The 16,403-nt window shown below is 66.7% G+C and carries 13 protein-coding genes and 3 pseudogenes; 3 read left to right on the forward strand and 13 right to left on the reverse strand.

Annotation, left to right across the window (positions count from 1 at the left end):
- Positions 1 to 504: 504 nt before the first annotated feature.
- A pseudogene (locus tag ABZW96_RS30965) lies at positions 505 to 812 on the reverse strand (IS701 family transposase); the annotation flags it as partial.
- A gap of 1,399 nt (positions 813 to 2,211) precedes the next feature.
- Here ABZW96_RS30965 and ABZW96_RS30970 point away from each other — a divergent pair.
- Positions 2,212 to 3,116: pseudogene (locus ABZW96_RS30970) on the forward strand (class I SAM-dependent methyltransferase).
- 458 nt (positions 3,117 to 3,574) lie between these two features.
- Entirely contained in the window at positions 3,575 to 3,715 is a 141-nt protein-coding gene (locus tag ABZW96_RS30975) for a hypothetical protein (protein WP_355079442.1), read from the forward strand.
- Between the two features lie 18 nt (positions 3,716 to 3,733).
- Here the strand turns inward: ABZW96_RS30975 and ABZW96_RS30980 are convergent, their stop codons facing one another.
- The gene (locus tag ABZW96_RS30980) at positions 3,734 to 4,276 is read right to left on the reverse strand and encodes a hypothetical protein (RefSeq protein ID WP_355079443.1); all 543 of its coding nucleotides are present in this window, start codon (positions 4,274 to 4,276) and stop codon (positions 3,734 to 3,736) included.
- Here ABZW96_RS30980 and ABZW96_RS30985 point away from each other — a divergent pair.
- Positions 4,275 to 4,547, forward strand: coding sequence for a hypothetical protein (locus tag ABZW96_RS30985; RefSeq protein WP_355079445.1), 273 nt, complete (start codon positions 4,275 to 4,277; stop codon positions 4,545 to 4,547). The genes ABZW96_RS30980 and ABZW96_RS30985 overlap by 2 nt on opposite strands.
- 36 nt (positions 4,548 to 4,583) lie before the next feature.
- Here the strand turns inward: ABZW96_RS30985 and ABZW96_RS30990 are convergent, their stop codons facing one another.
- From ABZW96_RS30990 to ABZW96_RS31040, 11 genes and pseudogenes are all read right to left on the reverse strand, one after another.
- Positions 4,584 to 5,216, reverse strand: a complete 633-nt coding sequence (locus ABZW96_RS30990) for a hypothetical protein (RefSeq protein WP_355079447.1) — start codon at positions 5,214 to 5,216, stop codon at positions 4,584 to 4,586.
- A 19-nt stretch (positions 5,217 to 5,235) separates the two neighbouring features.
- A pseudogene (locus tag ABZW96_RS30995) lies at positions 5,236 to 5,519 on the reverse strand (transposase); the annotation flags it as partial.
- A 195-nt stretch (positions 5,520 to 5,714) separates the two neighbouring features.
- Positions 5,715 to 7,073 (reverse strand): NAD(P)/FAD-dependent oxidoreductase, encoded by a 1,359-nt coding sequence (locus ABZW96_RS31000; protein WP_355079449.1) that lies wholly within the window; start codon positions 7,071 to 7,073, stop codon positions 5,715 to 5,717.
- A gap of 155 nt (positions 7,074 to 7,228) precedes the next feature.
- Entirely contained in the window at positions 7,229 to 7,924 is a 696-nt protein-coding gene (locus ABZW96_RS31005; protein ID WP_355079451.1) for a transporter, read from the reverse strand.
- Positions 7,925 to 7,958: 34 nt separating this feature from the next.
- On the reverse strand, positions 7,959 to 9,257 hold the full coding sequence (locus ABZW96_RS31010) for an FAD-binding oxidoreductase (protein ID WP_355079453.1): 1,299 nt from the start codon (positions 9,255 to 9,257) through the stop codon (positions 7,959 to 7,961).
- 4 nt (positions 9,258 to 9,261) lie between these two features.
- The gene (locus tag ABZW96_RS31015; RefSeq protein ID WP_355079455.1) at positions 9,262 to 9,636 is read right to left on the reverse strand and encodes a hotdog domain-containing protein; all 375 of its coding nucleotides are present in this window, start codon (positions 9,634 to 9,636) and stop codon (positions 9,262 to 9,264) included.
- Positions 9,633 to 11,297, reverse strand: coding sequence for an NAD(P)/FAD-dependent oxidoreductase (locus ABZW96_RS31020; protein ID WP_355079457.1), 1,665 nt, complete (start codon positions 11,295 to 11,297; stop codon positions 9,633 to 9,635). The genes ABZW96_RS31015 and ABZW96_RS31020 overlap by 4 nt, the downstream gene beginning before the upstream one ends.
- Positions 11,298 to 11,328: 31 nt before the next feature.
- On the reverse strand, positions 11,329 to 12,786 hold the full coding sequence (locus ABZW96_RS31025; protein ID WP_355079459.1) for an aldehyde dehydrogenase: 1,458 nt from the start codon (positions 12,784 to 12,786) through the stop codon (positions 11,329 to 11,331).
- Between the two features lie 45 nt (positions 12,787 to 12,831).
- Positions 12,832 to 13,926 carry a Zn-dependent alcohol dehydrogenase gene (locus ABZW96_RS31030; RefSeq protein WP_355079460.1) on the reverse strand — a complete coding sequence of 365 codons (1,095 nt, stop codon included), beginning with the start codon at positions 13,924 to 13,926 and terminating at the stop codon, positions 12,832 to 12,834.
- 23 nt (positions 13,927 to 13,949) lie between these two features.
- A complete protein-coding gene (locus ABZW96_RS31035) occupies positions 13,950 to 14,720 on the reverse strand; it encodes an enoyl-CoA hydratase/isomerase family protein (RefSeq protein ID WP_355079462.1) in 771 nt (256 codons plus the stop codon).
- A gap of 10 nt (positions 14,721 to 14,730) precedes the next feature.
- Positions 14,731 to 16,344 (reverse strand): AMP-binding protein, encoded by a 1,614-nt coding sequence (locus ABZW96_RS31040; RefSeq protein WP_355079463.1) that lies wholly within the window; start codon positions 16,342 to 16,344, stop codon positions 14,731 to 14,733.
- Positions 16,345 to 16,403 lie beyond the last annotated feature (59 nt).

Consider the following 16,403-nt stretch of genomic DNA (forward strand, 5'->3'; position numbering starts at 1 on the left):
AGATCTCCGCGGTCGAGACCACCTACCAATTCCACCAGGGCGTGCTCTTCGTCAGCGCCGCCACCACCAACCTGTGCCCCGGGTTCGCCGGCTAGCGGGGCTGCACAGCCCAAACCTTTGGGCCGCTACGGATAGTTCTCAGGATCGGGCGGGATAGCGCGTCTTCGATCACAATCGAGCAATGTTCTAGTGGGCGAGTGCGGTTGACGCGCAGACATGTACAAAGACGGCCGCGTGGCGGGCGCGGATAAGCAGGGTCAACAGGGCGGCGCTCAGCCGCCGCGCGGGACTGATCGGGCACTCTCTGCAGTCGGTTTCGCGCAGTACTGCAACGGCACTCTCGGATCAGTCGAGTGGGTGGCCGCGGCGGTAGTGCGATAAGCGGGCCTGGTGTTGGCGGCGGCGTCGCCAGTGGGACCAGGCCCAGATGTGATCGACGCCGTGGATGGGGGGTGAGGACGAGCGCGACGAGCAGGCGGCGGATCTCGGGTAACGTCAGGGCGATCATGTCTGCGGGCTGGTAACCGAGTCCCTCTTTGCGGCAATAGCGTTCGAGGCGGCGAGGTAGGCCAGCGCGAGCATGGACAAGGTGATGTGGGCGTGTACCAGGCCCGATAGTCGCGGACCTGGTAGTGGTCGAGCCCCGCCTCGTTCTTGGCCTGCTGGAACGCCTCTTCCACGTGCCAGCCGGACCCGGCGGTCCAGACCAGGTCCACCAGCCGCGAGGTGGCCGGTCCGTAGCAGAGGTAATAGGCGATGTCGAGCTCGCCATTCTTGTTCGGGGTCAGCGCGCGGCGAGCCAGAAGCCAGTGCCGGTTGCGTCCAAAGGAGGGGTCCGACGACCCGACCGAATCCTGTGTCCAGGATTGATGCCAGTGATGTCGGCAAGAAGGAGACCTGGGCCTGCGCGTCATGGGCCCACCTGGCGAGGGGCGTCGTCTGAGACCGGGATGCGGTGCCACGGAGTCAGTCATCGTCAGCCGCTCTTTTCTTGGTCAACGATGCTTCCAGTTCAAAGACCGTATCGATGCGAAAGGCCCCGCCAGCTGGCGGGGCCTTTCTGCTTGGGCATCGGGTGCCCTGTGGTCAATGCGTTGCTCTACCGACTGAGCTACACCCCCATGAGTGGAGGTGACGGGACTCGAACCCGCGGCCTTCGCAGTTGTCACGAATCATACACCGGGGCATCGACATCAAACATTTTCGAGTGGTCACTCCGTGGTGGGCGCAGTTCCCAGTTGAGCGGCTTTCACTTCGCCGTGCACGACGGCGAGGCTGATGCCGACGCCGCGTGCGATCTCGCGCAGCGACTGTCGGGTGGCGGGCCAGGATCGCGCGGCGCTTGTCGGCGTCGACCACGCGCGGGCGCCCGCCCTTGCCGTTGAGGTGCATCCGATTTGCAGGGCGTCGTCGTGGCTAATGATGTGCCCGACGGCTGGCCACCTGTCGAGAATTGATCGATTGATGCACACAGACTGCTGCCACGGCAGCATCAACCCGACCGTCAGGGAGGCCAGGGTAGGCCTATCCTGTTCAGCGTGGGGGTGTACGAGCAAGTCACGTATCCGGTCGTCCGTGGGTATAGGCCACTTCTGCTGGACCTGTACCTGGTGAGAATCCGGTCTGGCGCTCGCAACGCCAGGTGAGCGAAGCGTGCGGCACCGAATTTGGACGTCGCAACAACTCGAGTGAGCGCTTCGAGCGCCGCCGCGGTCTCGAGATCGCGCCGCACGCAGCGTATCCATTCCGCCACTGTTTGCCGCAGCGTCCAGGTCTGGAGAAACGGGTCACGGTTGCTGTTGCTGAACCCGATCAGTTCGATGTCGGCGGCTACCCCGATGTCCACAACGGGGTCGCGCCGCCGCCCCGACCGCCACGGCGTGAACCTGAGCCCGATCCGCCGCGGGCAGCCTGCAACGAGCTCGGGCCAATAACCCGGACAAGACCGCGCTTCGTGCTCGCCGCGCACCGGCGTCTCTTTGACGAGCATTACAGTTACTGCCTGGTTAAATGTTGCTCACGCACTGTTTGGCATAGCTGTGAGATCTGTAGTCTCGGATCCGGATGCCACCCGATCTAGGGCACCCACAGCCGCCCGATCGGCGACTCGCAGACATTCGCGCCCCGAAGGGCGGTCCGACCTCAGCCTGTGTGGCGGGAGGGCACCGACACCGACACGATTCGGCCCTGCATGCAAGGAAGATCCGCACCATGACCGGTTACGCCCTCTTCGACCGTCAGATCCCGTCCCGTGACCAGCTACCCGATGAGTTCTTCGCGCAGTTCCTCGACCCGACTCGCACCTACAGTTGCGCGTACTGGACTCACCCGGACGACACCCTGGAACAAGCCCAGTCCGCCAAGATCGACCTTGCGCTGGCCAATGCGATCTGCGACCGGGGATGACCCTGCTCGACGTCGGCTGCGGCTGGGGTTCGACCATGCTGCGCGCCATGGACAGCTACGGCGTCAATGCGATCGGGCTCACGCCCCACCGCAACCAGCACCGGTACGTACGCGACCGCCTCGTCGATCGGCTCGTCCGCGGTTGCCCCTACGGCGGTGTGCGACGGCAAAGCTGGCAACAATTCGACCGCCCTGTAGACCGCATCGTCTGCATCGGCGCGCTCGAACACATCCCCCGCCAGCGATACCCCGCCTTCTTCGACTTCGCCTACCGGATGATGCCCGACGACGGAGTGCTGCTGGTACAAACCGTCGTCGCCCAAGACTTGAATCACGCGGACGCGCACCAGGCACCGGCCCTGACGACCGAAGCCGAATTCGCGTTCCTGCGCGGCACCGTCTTCCCGAGTAGCCAGCTCCCACGATCGACCGGCCACAGCCCCAGGGGGATCAACGAGTACGCGCAGGACGCCGGATTCACCCTCACCCGCATTCAGGAACTGGGATCCCACTACACCACCACCCTGGACAGTTGGGCCACCTCTTTGCATGAGCACCGCGACCGGGCGATCGAACTGGCCGGGCAACACACCTACAACGCCTACATCAGCTATCTGACCGAGTGCGCCGACCACTTCCGCCACGGCCACCTCAACGTCATGCAGTTCACCTTCACCAAACCCGGCGCAATACAACCCCCACCACATTGATCCTGCCCGCGCCACCCGGTTTGGAGGTCCCTGGAACCGGTAAGGAGTCGGTTCCTTCGTGCTCAATTCCGTGGGAAACGCCGGCCCCGAAGCCTGAGGTGCTCGAATTGCTCGAGCAGTCCGACCGAGGATTCGACGCCGTCGTCATCGGAGAACCCGCCCGCTACCGGCCCCGACAAGACGCAGAGAGAGGGACTCGGCCGGCGCGCCTGGGAAGCCAGCGAGACCGGCCGATGAGCGCCACCGCGACCGCCACGACGGAGACATCGCCGCGAACCGGCTGCTGCTACGGCAGATGAGCATCGCACCGGGCGACCTGCTCCCCTCCCCACCCGACGCGCCGACCTTCGCCGAGTACGTCCCCCAGGTCCGCGCCCGCCTGTCCGAGGGCACCCTGCGCACCTACAACACCCACCTGACACTGCCGGAGAACGAGTGGCCGGACCGCCGACTACTACATGCGTGGCGTTGCAGCTCGCTGGCGCACCCAGCCGATCCTCGACGAGCTCGACGACCTGCTGGACCGCTTCGATCAACTCACCGCAGGCCTGACGCTCAGCGATTTCGACACCAGTGCCCTGGACTCCTGGCGGATATGAACCACGGTGCGGGCCCGATCAGTAGTGGAAGCTCACCAGGTCGAGGTCGTTGTCGACGCACCAGTGGACCCAGTCGCGTAGCTCGGTCACTGATTCAAAGAGCTCCTCATCTCCGATCCCCGACAGGTCGGCGGCCGCGAACGCGCGGGCGACCGGCTCCAGCTCGGCGCGGGTGAAGTGCCCGATAGCCGGGAAGTCCTCGATCTCCGGCAGGGAGATCGGGGATCCGGAGAAGGCCAGATGATGGGGATCGAGGTCGATACCCAGCCCGTCGAGGACGTCGCCGACCTTGTCGAACCACGAGGTACTGATCGGATACCAGGCCCGGTTGCTCAAAGCGCCGCCGAACCGCGCGCACAGAATCTGCAACGCCATCCCATAGGGCGCGCCGTCGCTGCCGCTGTGCTCCTCGGAAAAGAACAGCTCCCGCAATGCCGTCCGGACGGCCTCAGAGCAAGTCGTGGCCCGATGGACATCCACCATCCAGTCGAAAAAGCCCTGCGGGTCGCCGGTATGCGCGGAGGGCGCCGATAGCACCTCGACATCCACCGCGTACGGCATGATCCCGTATCCCACACCATCTCCCCGTATCAGTCTTCGGCACTACGTCGCCATCGACCACGTCGATCTCACTGTCGCATGCCATGCCGACATGCCTCGATGGACCGGCGGATGGGCCGGCAGCCGCAGCCGGCTGATGCTCGACGATGACGCGTCCAACCTGGACAGGGCTGCAGTCCACGAGGGACGGCTCTGGGCGCTGGACGGACATGCCGCCACAGGAAGCCTGCCGGATGTGGGCGCCGCGGCCGCCGCGCCGCGGCTGTTTTGAGAAGCCGATTGCGAAGCGAAGGGGTGTAGCACGCCTCTACTCACCGTTTCCGCAAGTCGATCTATCGGCCGGATCTCCCGCAGCGAGCACTGCGCTGATATCACCCAGCCGAGGGCCATCTAGGAGCGTCCTCAGATTGGGGCGGGTGCAAACCGCGCTCTGTGCAGCAAACGCAGATACCGGCCTCGGGCTCCATCCGCTGCCGCTCAGCCCTGCCCAGCCGGCCGCTCGCAACGCGGCGCCGACGCTGTCATCGATGATGCAGCGAGGGTAGTCGGCGCGGCCACCACCGGCGAAGTAGAGAAACTTGATGGAGAACGCCCACCCCAACCATGCGCACCGCATTCCGATACGAACCATGCGCACCGCATTCCGATACAGCGAAGGCCGCAGCGGGGTGTAGGCGGCGACCGGGTCGCTGCGGCTCAGGCGGGCGGCCTCGACCAGCAGCGCGATCCGCCGCCCGGACTTTCGATCCAGGTCGCCCGCGACACCGCAATGATCGCCATCCTCGCCGACATCCCGGTCACCGTGGTCAGCGACCTGCTGGGTGTCAGCCCGGCCACCGCCGAACGGCGGTCCCGATACGCCCAGAACGATTGGGCCCGGTATCTCCCCGATACAGAGCCCGATTGAGCGGCCGACACCGGCACCATCCCGATAGTTCACAGGGACCCCCTGCGACATACTACGGACCGCTCGCCTGAGACCGATTTGCTCCGCTGTCAGGGTGGAGGACGCGGTGCAAGCGGTCGGCGAAGGTGATCGCGAACGCGTTGACCGTTGGCTTCCAGCGCATCATCCATCGTGCCCGACCGGCACCGGTCGGGTCGAGCGAACGAGTCACCGGATACAGGCATTTCAGGGCGGCTTGCTCGGTGAGGAATGACCTCGCGCCTCGATCGCACGCCGGTAGTGGACGTTGAGCGATTCCATGGCGTCGGTCGAGCAGATCACCCGCCTGATCTCGAGGTGGTAGAGGCTGTTGCAGAATCGCTGCGTCTTCGAGGTGTGGAGGCTGTGAAACGCTTTCACCAGAACGCCTTCGGGTGGGCGGGGTCTGGCAGGTGGTGCATCAGGCCGGCGGGGCCGGCTTGTGGATCTTCATGCGGTTGAAGGCGGTGCCTGCCAGGTGCAGTTCGCTGGTGGGATGCGCGTGGTCCTGGTCTATCGCAGTCGGCCCAGGCTCGTCAGTACGGCGTTCGCCGCTCGTTCGCCCGACGTGGCTGCGTCGGCGAGCGAAGGCAGATCGAGCTGGTAGTCGCCGGCGAGGTAGATGCTTCCGAGCGGATCACGCAACGTCGGAAGCGAGTTCCTCCGCCCGGGCGCCCAGAAGGGCACGACCCGGCGGTGCCGCCGCACGATGCCCTCGCCCAGTTGCCCTTCCAGCTCGGGGAACACTGTGAGCAGGTCCTGTGCGAATCGCGACACGATCTCCTCGTCGCTGAGGTCGAACAAAGAGTCGGCCTTGGCGCCGCCGGCGAAACAGGCTAGTGCTCCACCCGGCTTACGATCGTCGCCCTTCCGCATCGCCGCGGCGTGATTGAACATCGCCTGGAATGACAGTTGCGGCGTCGAGACGCCGAAATAGTGATCCCAACGCTGCGGCCCGACTTCTTCGGTGAAGAATCCGACGATCACGTACCGGCCGTAAGTGATGTCGTTGAAAGCGTTCCGGTGCTGCTGTGGAAGGTCCGGGATGATCCGCTCGGCGATATCGGCGGGTGTGGTCACGATCGCACGCTCCGCCCGCAACCGCACAGGCCGGTCACCGTCGTGATAGTCGACGACAACGCCGTCACCGTCCTGCCGCACCGAGTGCACCACAGAGTTCAGCCGGATCCGGCCTCCGAGATCTTCCGTCAGCACGTCGGTCAACGTCTGGTTGCCACCCACCGGCAGCGAGAAGTTCGGGATCTTCTCCGGGTCGGCCAGCGCGAGGCCCACCGACGTGACGAACTGGGTGGCGGCCGTCTCCTCCACCTCGCATCCCATCCACTGCGCTGACCACGACCGGACGACGGCGGCGGCCAACTCCGACCGGACACCCTTCAGTAGGTACGACGCCAGCCTGGTGTCGAGCTTGGCGCGAACCCGTTGCGCGATACGGCTCGGCGACTCCAGGAACGGCATGACCGAGAGGATGCGTGCACCGACGACGGCCATCCCGAGACGGTCCATCATGGTCATCCGGGTGCGGAACATGAGCGCGACGGGATTCGATGTGTCGACCACTCCCCCGTTCAAGTACAGCGCGATGCTCTTGCCTGCGAGCGAGCCCATCTCGATGCCGTGCCGGTCGAGGGCATCGATCAGCGTGCCGGTGCCCTCGGTGAACTGGGTGCCGACGTTGATCCAGTAATCGCCCAGCCGGATGGTCTCGACTCGTCCACCCGTGCGACCGGTGGATTCCAGCACGACTACGTCGGTTTCCGGCGCCAGCGTCGTGGCCGCCATCAGCCCCGACATCCCGGCGCCGACAATGACCACCTCGGTAGTCTCTTCATGCACTTCGTGCCTTGTCATTTCGGTTCCTGACTCTAGGTCGATCAAAAGGGACGCTCCGGCGACCACCCCCGGTCGCCGATCAGCGACGATTCGAGGCCCCGCGGAGGCGACATCGCCGCTGATCAACACATCACCCACAGGGGTTTCAGGTGGGCTCTGTGGCACGGCGCGGCTCAAGCCGTAGCCGGAGCGCTGGGACTGACCGCTTGGGCGTCGACGCGCTTGGTGTAGGCGTCGAACGCTTGGTAGGCGCGGTAGTACGCGAACATCTGCAGGCCCCACGTGGACAGCGCGAAGACGTAGAAGATCGTGTGCTCCGCGTCGTCGCCCGGGATGTGGACGAAGTCGTAAATCGCGGCGATGACGAATCCGCAGGCGGTGGCGACGGCGGTCCACACGGCGTGCCCGCGCTCGCGAATGTCCCACAGGCGCTTGACGAAGTAGATCAGGAAGATCGTGGTGAGCACGTTGACCACGATGTAGAAGATCTTGCCGGGGGTGCCGATCTCCTCGGCGAACTGGCTGAGGAGCAAGCCCACCACGGCCGCGAGGGCGAACGCACCGATGTCCACCGCCGCGGACGGTTTGTACCGGTGGGTGACCGTCATCAGCCCGAGGACCAGGATCAGCGTGATGCCGATGGACCGGGAGAAGGCGTCGAGGAAGTAGGCGACGGCGTACATCGGGCTGTCGTGGCCGGCCTTGATGAGACCGTAGATCAGGAAGTTCGTACCCGACGTCGCGACGATGATCCACTCGATGCCGAGTAGGTAGTTTTTGTAGTTGCGGATGAACTTGATCCCGTAGGTGAATCCGACGGCGATCATCCAGATGTCTGCGACCGCGAAGAGCAGTTCTTTGATGGACATGATTTTCTCCTTGGACGGCGGGTTGCGCCGATGGTCATTTCGTGAGGGCTGCCAGGCGGTCGGCGGCGCGGTCGGCGAGCCAGCCCGCGTACAGCGCGGGGCCGCTGACGAAGCTGAGCCGGAATCGCTTGCGGCCGTGCCAGATCGCCGCCAGGTCGGGGTGTAGCGGCGCGCCACCGATCCGGTCGGCGAGCAGATGGCCCACGTACTGCGCTTGGGCGAAGCCGTGGCCGTTGCAGGCCAGCGAGTAGAGCACGTTGTCGGAAGCCTCACCGGCGACGGGGAGCCAGGTGGAGCTCATCCCGATCCAGCCGCCCCAGGCCTTCTGCGGTGTGATGTCGCGCAGGCCGGGGAAACGCTCGTGGAATCCGCGGACGAGGTCGTCGGCGACGTGCGGCGCGGGAGTGCGCTCCGGCAGCGGGTTGCGGCCGGCCTGCACGCGGCGGGTGCCGAAAACGATGGTGCCGCGTGGAGTGACGCGGTAGCTCTCGATGATCATGTGCAGCGTGACCATCGGGGCGCGGCTGGTCCAGCCGATCTCGTCGAGTCGCTCGGGTGCGACGGGTTCGGTCTCGACCAAGGAAGTCCACACCGGGGTCGCGAGGTTCTTCGGCGTGATGGAAAGGCCTGCGCTGTAGGCGTTGGCGGTCAGCAGCGCCTTGCGAGCCCTGACCCTTCCGTTCGGGGTTTCGACGATGACGCCGTCTCCGGTGTCGGTGACGTCGCGGGCGAGTGTGTGCTCGTGGACACGCACGCCGGACCTGATCGTCGCGGCCCGCAGACCTAGGACGAACTCACCCGGGTTCAGCGTGCCGCCGACGCCCTCGCGCACTCCGCCCAGGAAGCCTTCCGGAAGCCCCGCCGCCCGGCCCTCGACGAATTCGGCCGACGATCCGGCCTCTGCCATGACCTTAGCGTTTCGGCGCGCATGCCGCAGTTGCCCCTTGGAAACGGCGGCCATCACAATGCCCTCTCGCCGGTAGTCGCAGTCGATCCCGTGGTGCGCGACGGCGTCCTCGGCGAAATGCACCGCGTTCTCGGCGTACCGGTACAGGGAGCGCAGCCGCTCGCGCTTCAGCAGAAAACCCAGCAGCTCCGGATCGGCGGCGATCGAGTTCGTGATATATCCGGCGTTGCGGGAGGTGGCGCCCCAGCCGAGTGTCTTCGCCTCGAGCAGCACCACGTCGACGCCCTTCTCGGCGAGACGCAGCGCGGCCGACATACCGCCGCCTCCACCGCCGATCACGACCACGTCGCAGTCGATGTCACCGATCAGTGGCTGTTCGACGATGGCAGGTTGTTCGGCCCAGCCGGTGTCGTAGATCAGTTCCATGCAACTACTCCCCCTGGTCTGCGGGGATGACCGCGGTGCCGCGTGCGCGGACCGCGACCAGGGGCGGCTCCAGGACCTGCGCGCGGCCGGAGTCATCGCAGCCGCGGCAGATCACGCGAAGCTCGAAATCTACTGTGCGGCTGCGGTTTCCCTTTTTCACCAGCCTCGCCTCGGCCTCGACGACGTCACCGCCACGCACCGGGACGAGGAACTCGACGGACGAGTAGCCGGCGAACAGGCCCTCGTGGCCGTCCAGTTCGATCGACAGGTTCGTGCCGACGTCGCCGAAAAGCTTCAGAGCGTAGGCGCCGTCGACGAGATTGCCCGCGTAGTGCGCCTCGGAGAAGGCGACATAGCGCCGGTGGATTGCCTTGCTCATGCGATTTCCTCGTGGATGGGGCCAAGAGCGCGGGACTGCGCTTCGCCGTCGATCTCGACGCCGGGGTAGCCGCGCTTGGCGATCTCGGTGCACATGCGCCGGTATTTGCCGACACCGCCCACGTAGCCCATGAAGGTGTTGGGTTTGCCCTCGATGTTGGAGCCGCGGTACCAGGAGTCGGTCGTGGCGAACAGCGTGGGGGCGACGGTCGCCTCAGTGATGTCCACCCACTCGGTTTGGGCCTCGGTGGTGGCCTCGATCAGCGTGGCACCGGTGTCGCGGGCGTGCTCGATGAGATCGGCGATCCAGTCGACGGCCTGCTCGATCGTCACCACCACGTTGCTCACCAGCGCGGGGCTGAGCGGGCCACCGACCATGAAGAAGTTGGGGAAGTCCGCGACCATGATGCCGAGGTAGGACCGGATGCCGTCGTGCCAGGCCTCCTGCAGCTTCTTGCCGGAAGCGCCGGTGAGATCGAGCCCGTACAGCGGGCCGGTGAAGGCGTCGAACCCGATGGCCAGCACCACGGCGTCCACCTCGTAGGTGCCCTTCGCGGTGACGATCGCGTTCTCGGTCATCGTCTCGATCGGCTCGTCACGCAGCGAAACCAACGACACGTTCGGCCGGTTGTAGGTCTCGTAGTAGTCGGTTCCGAAGCAGCTGCGCTTGGCGCCCAGCGGGTGGTACTTGGGCACCAGCAGCTCCGCGGTGGCCGGATCCTTTACGATCTCGCGGATCTTGTCGTGGATGAATTCGGACGCGGTCCGATTCGCCTCGGGGTCGATGAGCAGGTCGGCGAACTCGGCGCCGACGCCCTGGAAGCCGCTGCGCTCATAGGCTTCCTCGTAGCGTCGTCGTCGCTCCTCGTCCGAGACGTCGAAGGCGTTGTCGGTGACGGGGCGATCGGGGATGCCGCCGGGCGAGTGCCTGCACTCCTCACGGATCGCCACATAGTCGTCCTTGACGGCGGCGACCTGCTCGGGGGAGAGTGCGGCGTTGCGCGCGGGCATGACGTAGTTCGGGGTGCGCTGGAACACCGTGAGATGCTCGGCGACCTGCGCGATCAGCGGGATGGCCTGCACGCCCGAGGATCCGGTGCCGATCACGGCGACGCGCTTGCCCGCGAGGTCGTCGAGCGAGATGTTCCACCGGCTGGTGGACACCTGCAGGCCGGTGAAGTTCGCGAGGCCGGGCACGTCGAAGTCTTTGGGGGTGGACAGCCCGCCCGCACCCGAGATCAGGTAGCGGCTGCGCCGGGTCTGGCCGTTGTCCAGTCGCACCTCCCACAGCCGGTCGGCCGCGTTCCACGTCGCACCGACCACGCGGGTGTTGAACGTGAAGTGCTTGCGCAGGTCGAAGCGGTCGGCGACGTGCTCGAGGTAGCCGAGGATCTCGGCCTGCGGGGCGAACCGCTGGCTCCACGTCCATTCCTGTTGAAGCGCTTCGTCGAACGAGTACGAGTAGTAGATGCTCTCCACGTCGCAGCGCGCGCCCGGATAGGTGTTCCAGAACCAGGTGCCGCCGACGCTCGGCCCGGCCTCGAAACCGGCGAAGGTCCATCCGGATCCGGTGAGCCGGTGCGCGAGGTAGAGGCCGGTGAAGCCGGCGCCGACGCCGATGACGTCGACGACCCCGGTGTCCGAAGTGGAGGTGGAATTCATAGCGATTGCCGCTTTCGTCGAAGGTTGGTCGTTACAGGGGAAGGTCGGGAGAATCGACGCCGACTACGCGGTCGCCGCAGAACACCCGCACGGACTCCCCGGGGGCGTGGCCGCCGATTCCCGCGGAGCCCCAGAAGCTTTGTGCCGAACCGTCGGCCAGATCGGCGATCTTCGCGCCGTTCACGCGCACCTCGCCCGACAGCACCCGTGAGCCGATTTCGATGGCGCGGTCCAGGTCGCTGCCGAACACGTAGGCGTCCAGGCCCGACGGGTCGGCGTTGGCCACGCGCAGGGCGTCCTCGTCGGACTCCACGGCGTGCAGGCTGACCAGCGGCCCGAACAGCTCGGCGGTCGCCACTGACGCGTCGGCTCCCGAAGCGACCGTTGGCGACAGGAAGAACCCGTCGAGTTCGGGGAGTTTCGTGGGCTGATGGATGGTGGCGCCGTTGGCCCGCAGCCCATCGATGCGGTTCAGCAGCGTGGCGAAATGCGGGGCGTTCGAGATCGGGCCGAGTTGGGTGTCCTCGTCGAGCGAGTGCCCGACCTCGATACGGGAGATGCGGTCGAGCAGCGCCTCGAGGAGCGGTTCGACAAGAGTCCTGTGCGCGAGCACCTTTCCGGGACCTTCGCACCACTGGCCGTTGAGCTTGGTCATCCCGTCGAGGATCCCGTCGGCGGCCACGGCGATATCGGCGTCCTCCAGCACGAGGGCCGGGTTGTTGCCGCCGAGCTCGAGCTGGAGCACCTTGAAGTCCTCCGCGGCCGCGCGGGCGATCGCGCGACCGGCGTTCGGGCCACCGGTGAAGGAGACGATTTTCACCCGGGGATCGCCGGTGATCGCCGCGCCCACGTCGCCCGCACCGTGGACGAGCTGCAGCGCGCCATCGGGCAGCCCCGCCTCGACGAAGCTCTCGACGATGATCTGGGCGCTGCTCGGCGCGTGTTCGGACGGCTTGAGGATCACGGGGCACCCGGCGGCAAGCGCGCTCACCATCTTCGCGGCGGGGATGAAACTGGGGCCGTTCCACGGGGTGAGGATGGCCGCGGGCCCCCACGGAACCTTGTAGAGCCGCACGTCACGGCCACCGGCCGCCAGCGCAATGCGCCGCGGGATGGCGCGCAGATCAGCGGCCGCGGAACGGATCCGGTGCGGCAGGAACTGCGCGATCATCCGGGCTTTCGCGATCGGAACGCCGCTGGTGAGTGCATCGGTGCGGGCGATGTCCTCGATCTGGGACTCGACGATGTCGGCCGCGCGCTCGATGACAGCGGCGCGTTCCGCACCGGCCGCGTCGTCCCAGCGTTCGAAGCCGTAGGACCGTTCGGCATGGCGCAGGGCCCGCTCCACGTCGGCGGGGCTGGTGGTGACGGTGCGGTGCACGGGTTGCCCGGTGTTGGGGTCGAGGTTCCAGGCGTCCGGGATCGTCGCACACTCGGACCACTCGTCGGCGATGTAGTTGATCGGTTGGGGCAGTGACGCATTCGACATCTGCGACTTCCTTCCGTGCTCAGGTGGGGAACAGATTCGGGGTGATCACACGGTGAGATCGGCGACGATGCGGGTCACCTCTCCCGATTTCATCGCCTCGAAGCCCTTGTCGATCTCGCGGAACGGGATCACGTCGCTGACCATCTCGTCGAGCAGCAGGCGGCCCTGCAGGTAGAGCCGGGCGAACTGTGCGATATCTTCTTGCGCCTGACCAGAGCCCATGTAGGAGCCGATCAGGCGCTTCTCACCGAAGAAGAAATCCGAGGCCGGGAGCGCCAGGTCGGTGCCGTCGGGTGCGATGCCGACGAGGCATGCGGTACCCGTGGCTCGCAGGACCGCCAGCGCGCTCGCCGCCGTCCGCGCGGAACCGACGGCCTCGAACGAGTAGTCCACGCCGTCGCCGAGGAGGTTTCTGATCTCGGCCGCGACATCGGCCGCGCCGTTCACGACGTGGGTGGCGCCGTAGGTCCGCGCTGCGGCGAGCCGGGCGCCGTCGAGATCCACGGCGACGATCGCCGAGGCGCCGGCGAGCCGCGCGCCCTGAATGATGGCCGAACCCACACCGCCGCAACCGATTACGGCGACGGTTGCGCCGGGGCGCACCTGGGCGCCGCGGAACACGGCGCCGACGCCGGTGATGATGCAGCACGACAGCAGGCAGCCCACGTGCAGTCCCACCTGGTCGGGCATCTGCACCAGCGAGTTCTCCCGCATGAGGGTGTGGCGGGAGAACGCGCCGACGTCCCCGAGCCGCTCGACGACCTGGCCGCCGGGCAGTTGGAAGGCGGGCCGGGGCCGCTGCCGGATCCGGGAGACGCGCTGGCATTGGGTCGAGTGCCCGACCTGGCAGTTGCGGCACAACCCGCACGAGGGCGTGAGGGCGCCGACGACGCGGTCACCTGGACGCAACGAGCTCACCGCGGAGCCGACCGATTCGACGACGCCCGCCACCTCGTGCCCGACCACCACGGGCAGTTCGGCGCGCACGGTTCCGGTCATGTAGTGCAGGTCGCTGTGGCACAGACCCACGTTGGAGACCGCGACGCGGACCTCTCCGGGCCCCGGATCGTCGACCTGGATCTCGGTGAATTCCAGCGGTTCGTTCAGCGCGGTGAGGAGTGCCGCTTCGGTGGTGATCATCTTCGTCTCCGATCTCGATTGCGCTATGCGGGCGCCGACGGCGTCGCGTTCTTCGATGTCCAGAAGCGCTCGATGCCTTCGCTGAAGGCGCCGGACTCCCAGGACCGGCGGGCGGCGTCGTCTTCGCGGGCGAACGCCGCCTCGATGTCTTCGGGGCGCGGCCGCAGCAGACCCAGGTGCAGTGCGGTGATACGGGGATCGGAGTTCCATTGCCGGACCACTTCGGCCGCGCGGTCCACCAGCGTTTCCGGGGCAACGATCTCGTCGAGCAGCCCGATCCGCAGCGCCTCGTTCGCGCCGATCCGATGCGAGCCGAGAATGATGCGCATCGCGTGGTTGCCGACGAGGCGGCCCATCAGGAAGCTCGAGGCGTTGGAAATGATGATCCCGCGGTGGTTCTCCGGCTGGAAGTACTCGGCGTCCGAGCTGCCGATCCGTGAATCGCAGCACAGCGTCAGCTCCGAAGCGCCGCCGACCGCGATCCCGTTCACGGCCGCGACCACGGGGATCCGCGTCTCGAGAATCGCGCGGGTGATGTCGTGGAAGGTCGCGAAGGCTTCGCGGATCTCGTCGTAGGTCGCCGGTAGCGTCTGCAGGTCCTCGCCGGCGGAGAAGGCGCGTCCCGCGCCCGTGAGGACGATCCCGCGCACGAGCTCACCCGTGCCGAACCGGCGGATGGTCTGCGCGAGCAGCACCCGGGTGGCCACGTCCAGCGCGTTCAGCTTCGCTGGGCGGTTCAGGGTGAGCACCGCGACGTCCGCATCGATGTGCACGTCCAAGTAGTTGTCGGTCATGTGCGGTTCCTCAGTTGTCCTCGCGCGGTGGTTGCAGGTCGTAGGTGGTGCCGGGGCGCTCGGCGGCGCGCGCCTTCAGCGCAGGCTTCGACACTCGCTCGGACGGCGTGCGCGGGAAGTCGGCGACGAACTCCACGTAGCGAGGAATCTTGAAGCGCGCCAACTGGTTTCGCGCGCGGTCGAGGATCTGCTCGGCGGTGGCCCGGCTCTCCTCGATGCCGGGGGCCAGTTGCACGAAGGCCTTGACTTCCTCGCCGAACAACTCGTCCGGCACGCCGACGACCGCCGCCGCGGTGACGCTGTCGTCGCGTTCGAGAACCCGTTCGACTTCGGCGCCGGCGATGTTCTCCCCGCCGCGCCGGACCATGTCCTTGATCCGGCCCACCAAGCGGTAGCTGCTTGCTTCCCGGACCGCGACATCGCCGGTGTGCAGCCAGCCGTCGCGTAGGACCTGCGCGGTTTCCTCGGGCCGGTTCCAGTAGCCGAGCATCATCGGTTTGCCCGAGGTGATCAGTTCGCCTGCTCCGCCTTCGGCGACTTCGCGGCCCCGCGGGTCGACAACCCGCACCCGCTTGGTGGGAACCGGCTGCCCCAGCCGCCCACTGCCGATGTCGGCGGTGTTCTCGGGGAGGCTGACCAGGTCGACTCCGGTTTCGGTCATCCCGAAGATCTCCCGCCACGGCGCGCCCCACCGTTGCTCGAGTTGCGCGTGGAGCGCGACGGGGATGGCCGAGCACAGCACGATGCGCAGATCATTGTCGCGGTCCTGAGGACTGGGTGGCTGCTTGAACAGCAGAGTCGGCATCGAGCCGAGGACGTAGCAGAACGTGGCCCGGTGCCTGCGGACGTCGGCCATGAAACCCGAGGCGGAGAACCGGGGTAGCACGACCAGCGGCGCGCCGATCGTGAGGGACAGAGCGGTGTTCCACTGTGGGTCCATGTAGGAGTACGGCTGCGAGGTAAGGGCCACGTCGTCGGGCCCGAGACCAGCCGCGTTCGCGCAGACCCACCCCAGCCGGGTCCAGTAGTCGTGGGTCAGCATGCATGCCTTGGGGAATCCCGTTGTCCCTGAGGTGTATTGGAGGTTCGCCAGCGTCGCGCCTGTGATGTCGACGGCGGGCCGGTCCGCCGGGTATCGCGTTAGGTCCCCGGGCGACGCGGCTTCGATGATCCGGACATCGATCAGATCGCTGTTGGAGGTGCGCACCTCTTCGACGAGCGGGGCGTGCGCCGCGTCGGTGAACATCACCCTGGCGCCGGAATCGCGGAGCACGAATTCGAGGTCTGCCCGCTGATAGGACGAGTTCACCGGCACCGTGATCCCGCCCGCCTTGAGGATCGCCAACCAGGCGATCGGCCACTGCACCACGTTGGGCAGCATGATCGCGACCCGGTCGCCTCGGCGGACGCCGTCCTCGGCGACCAGTCGCTGCGCGAGGCGCGAGGTCCAGTCGTCGACTTCACCGAAGGTCCATGCCCGTTGCTCGAACCGGAGGAATTCACGGTCGGGAGCGCGCACGGCCTGGCGTGCCAGGAGGTCGACGAGGGTGTCGAGCGGCGGGTCCATAGCCAGGCGATCGAGTGCGATCGCACGTTCGGGGTGGACTGATTCGACTTGGATCACGTCGTCCTCTTCGGGTGTTTCTCAGGCGGCGGTGGTGAGCCGGGGTGAGCGCTGACGCC

The organism is Nocardia sp. NPDC004168 (genome assembly GCF_040610355.1).
Taxonomy (GTDB): domain Bacteria; phylum Actinomycetota; class Actinomycetes; order Mycobacteriales; family Mycobacteriaceae; genus Nocardia; species Nocardia sichangensis.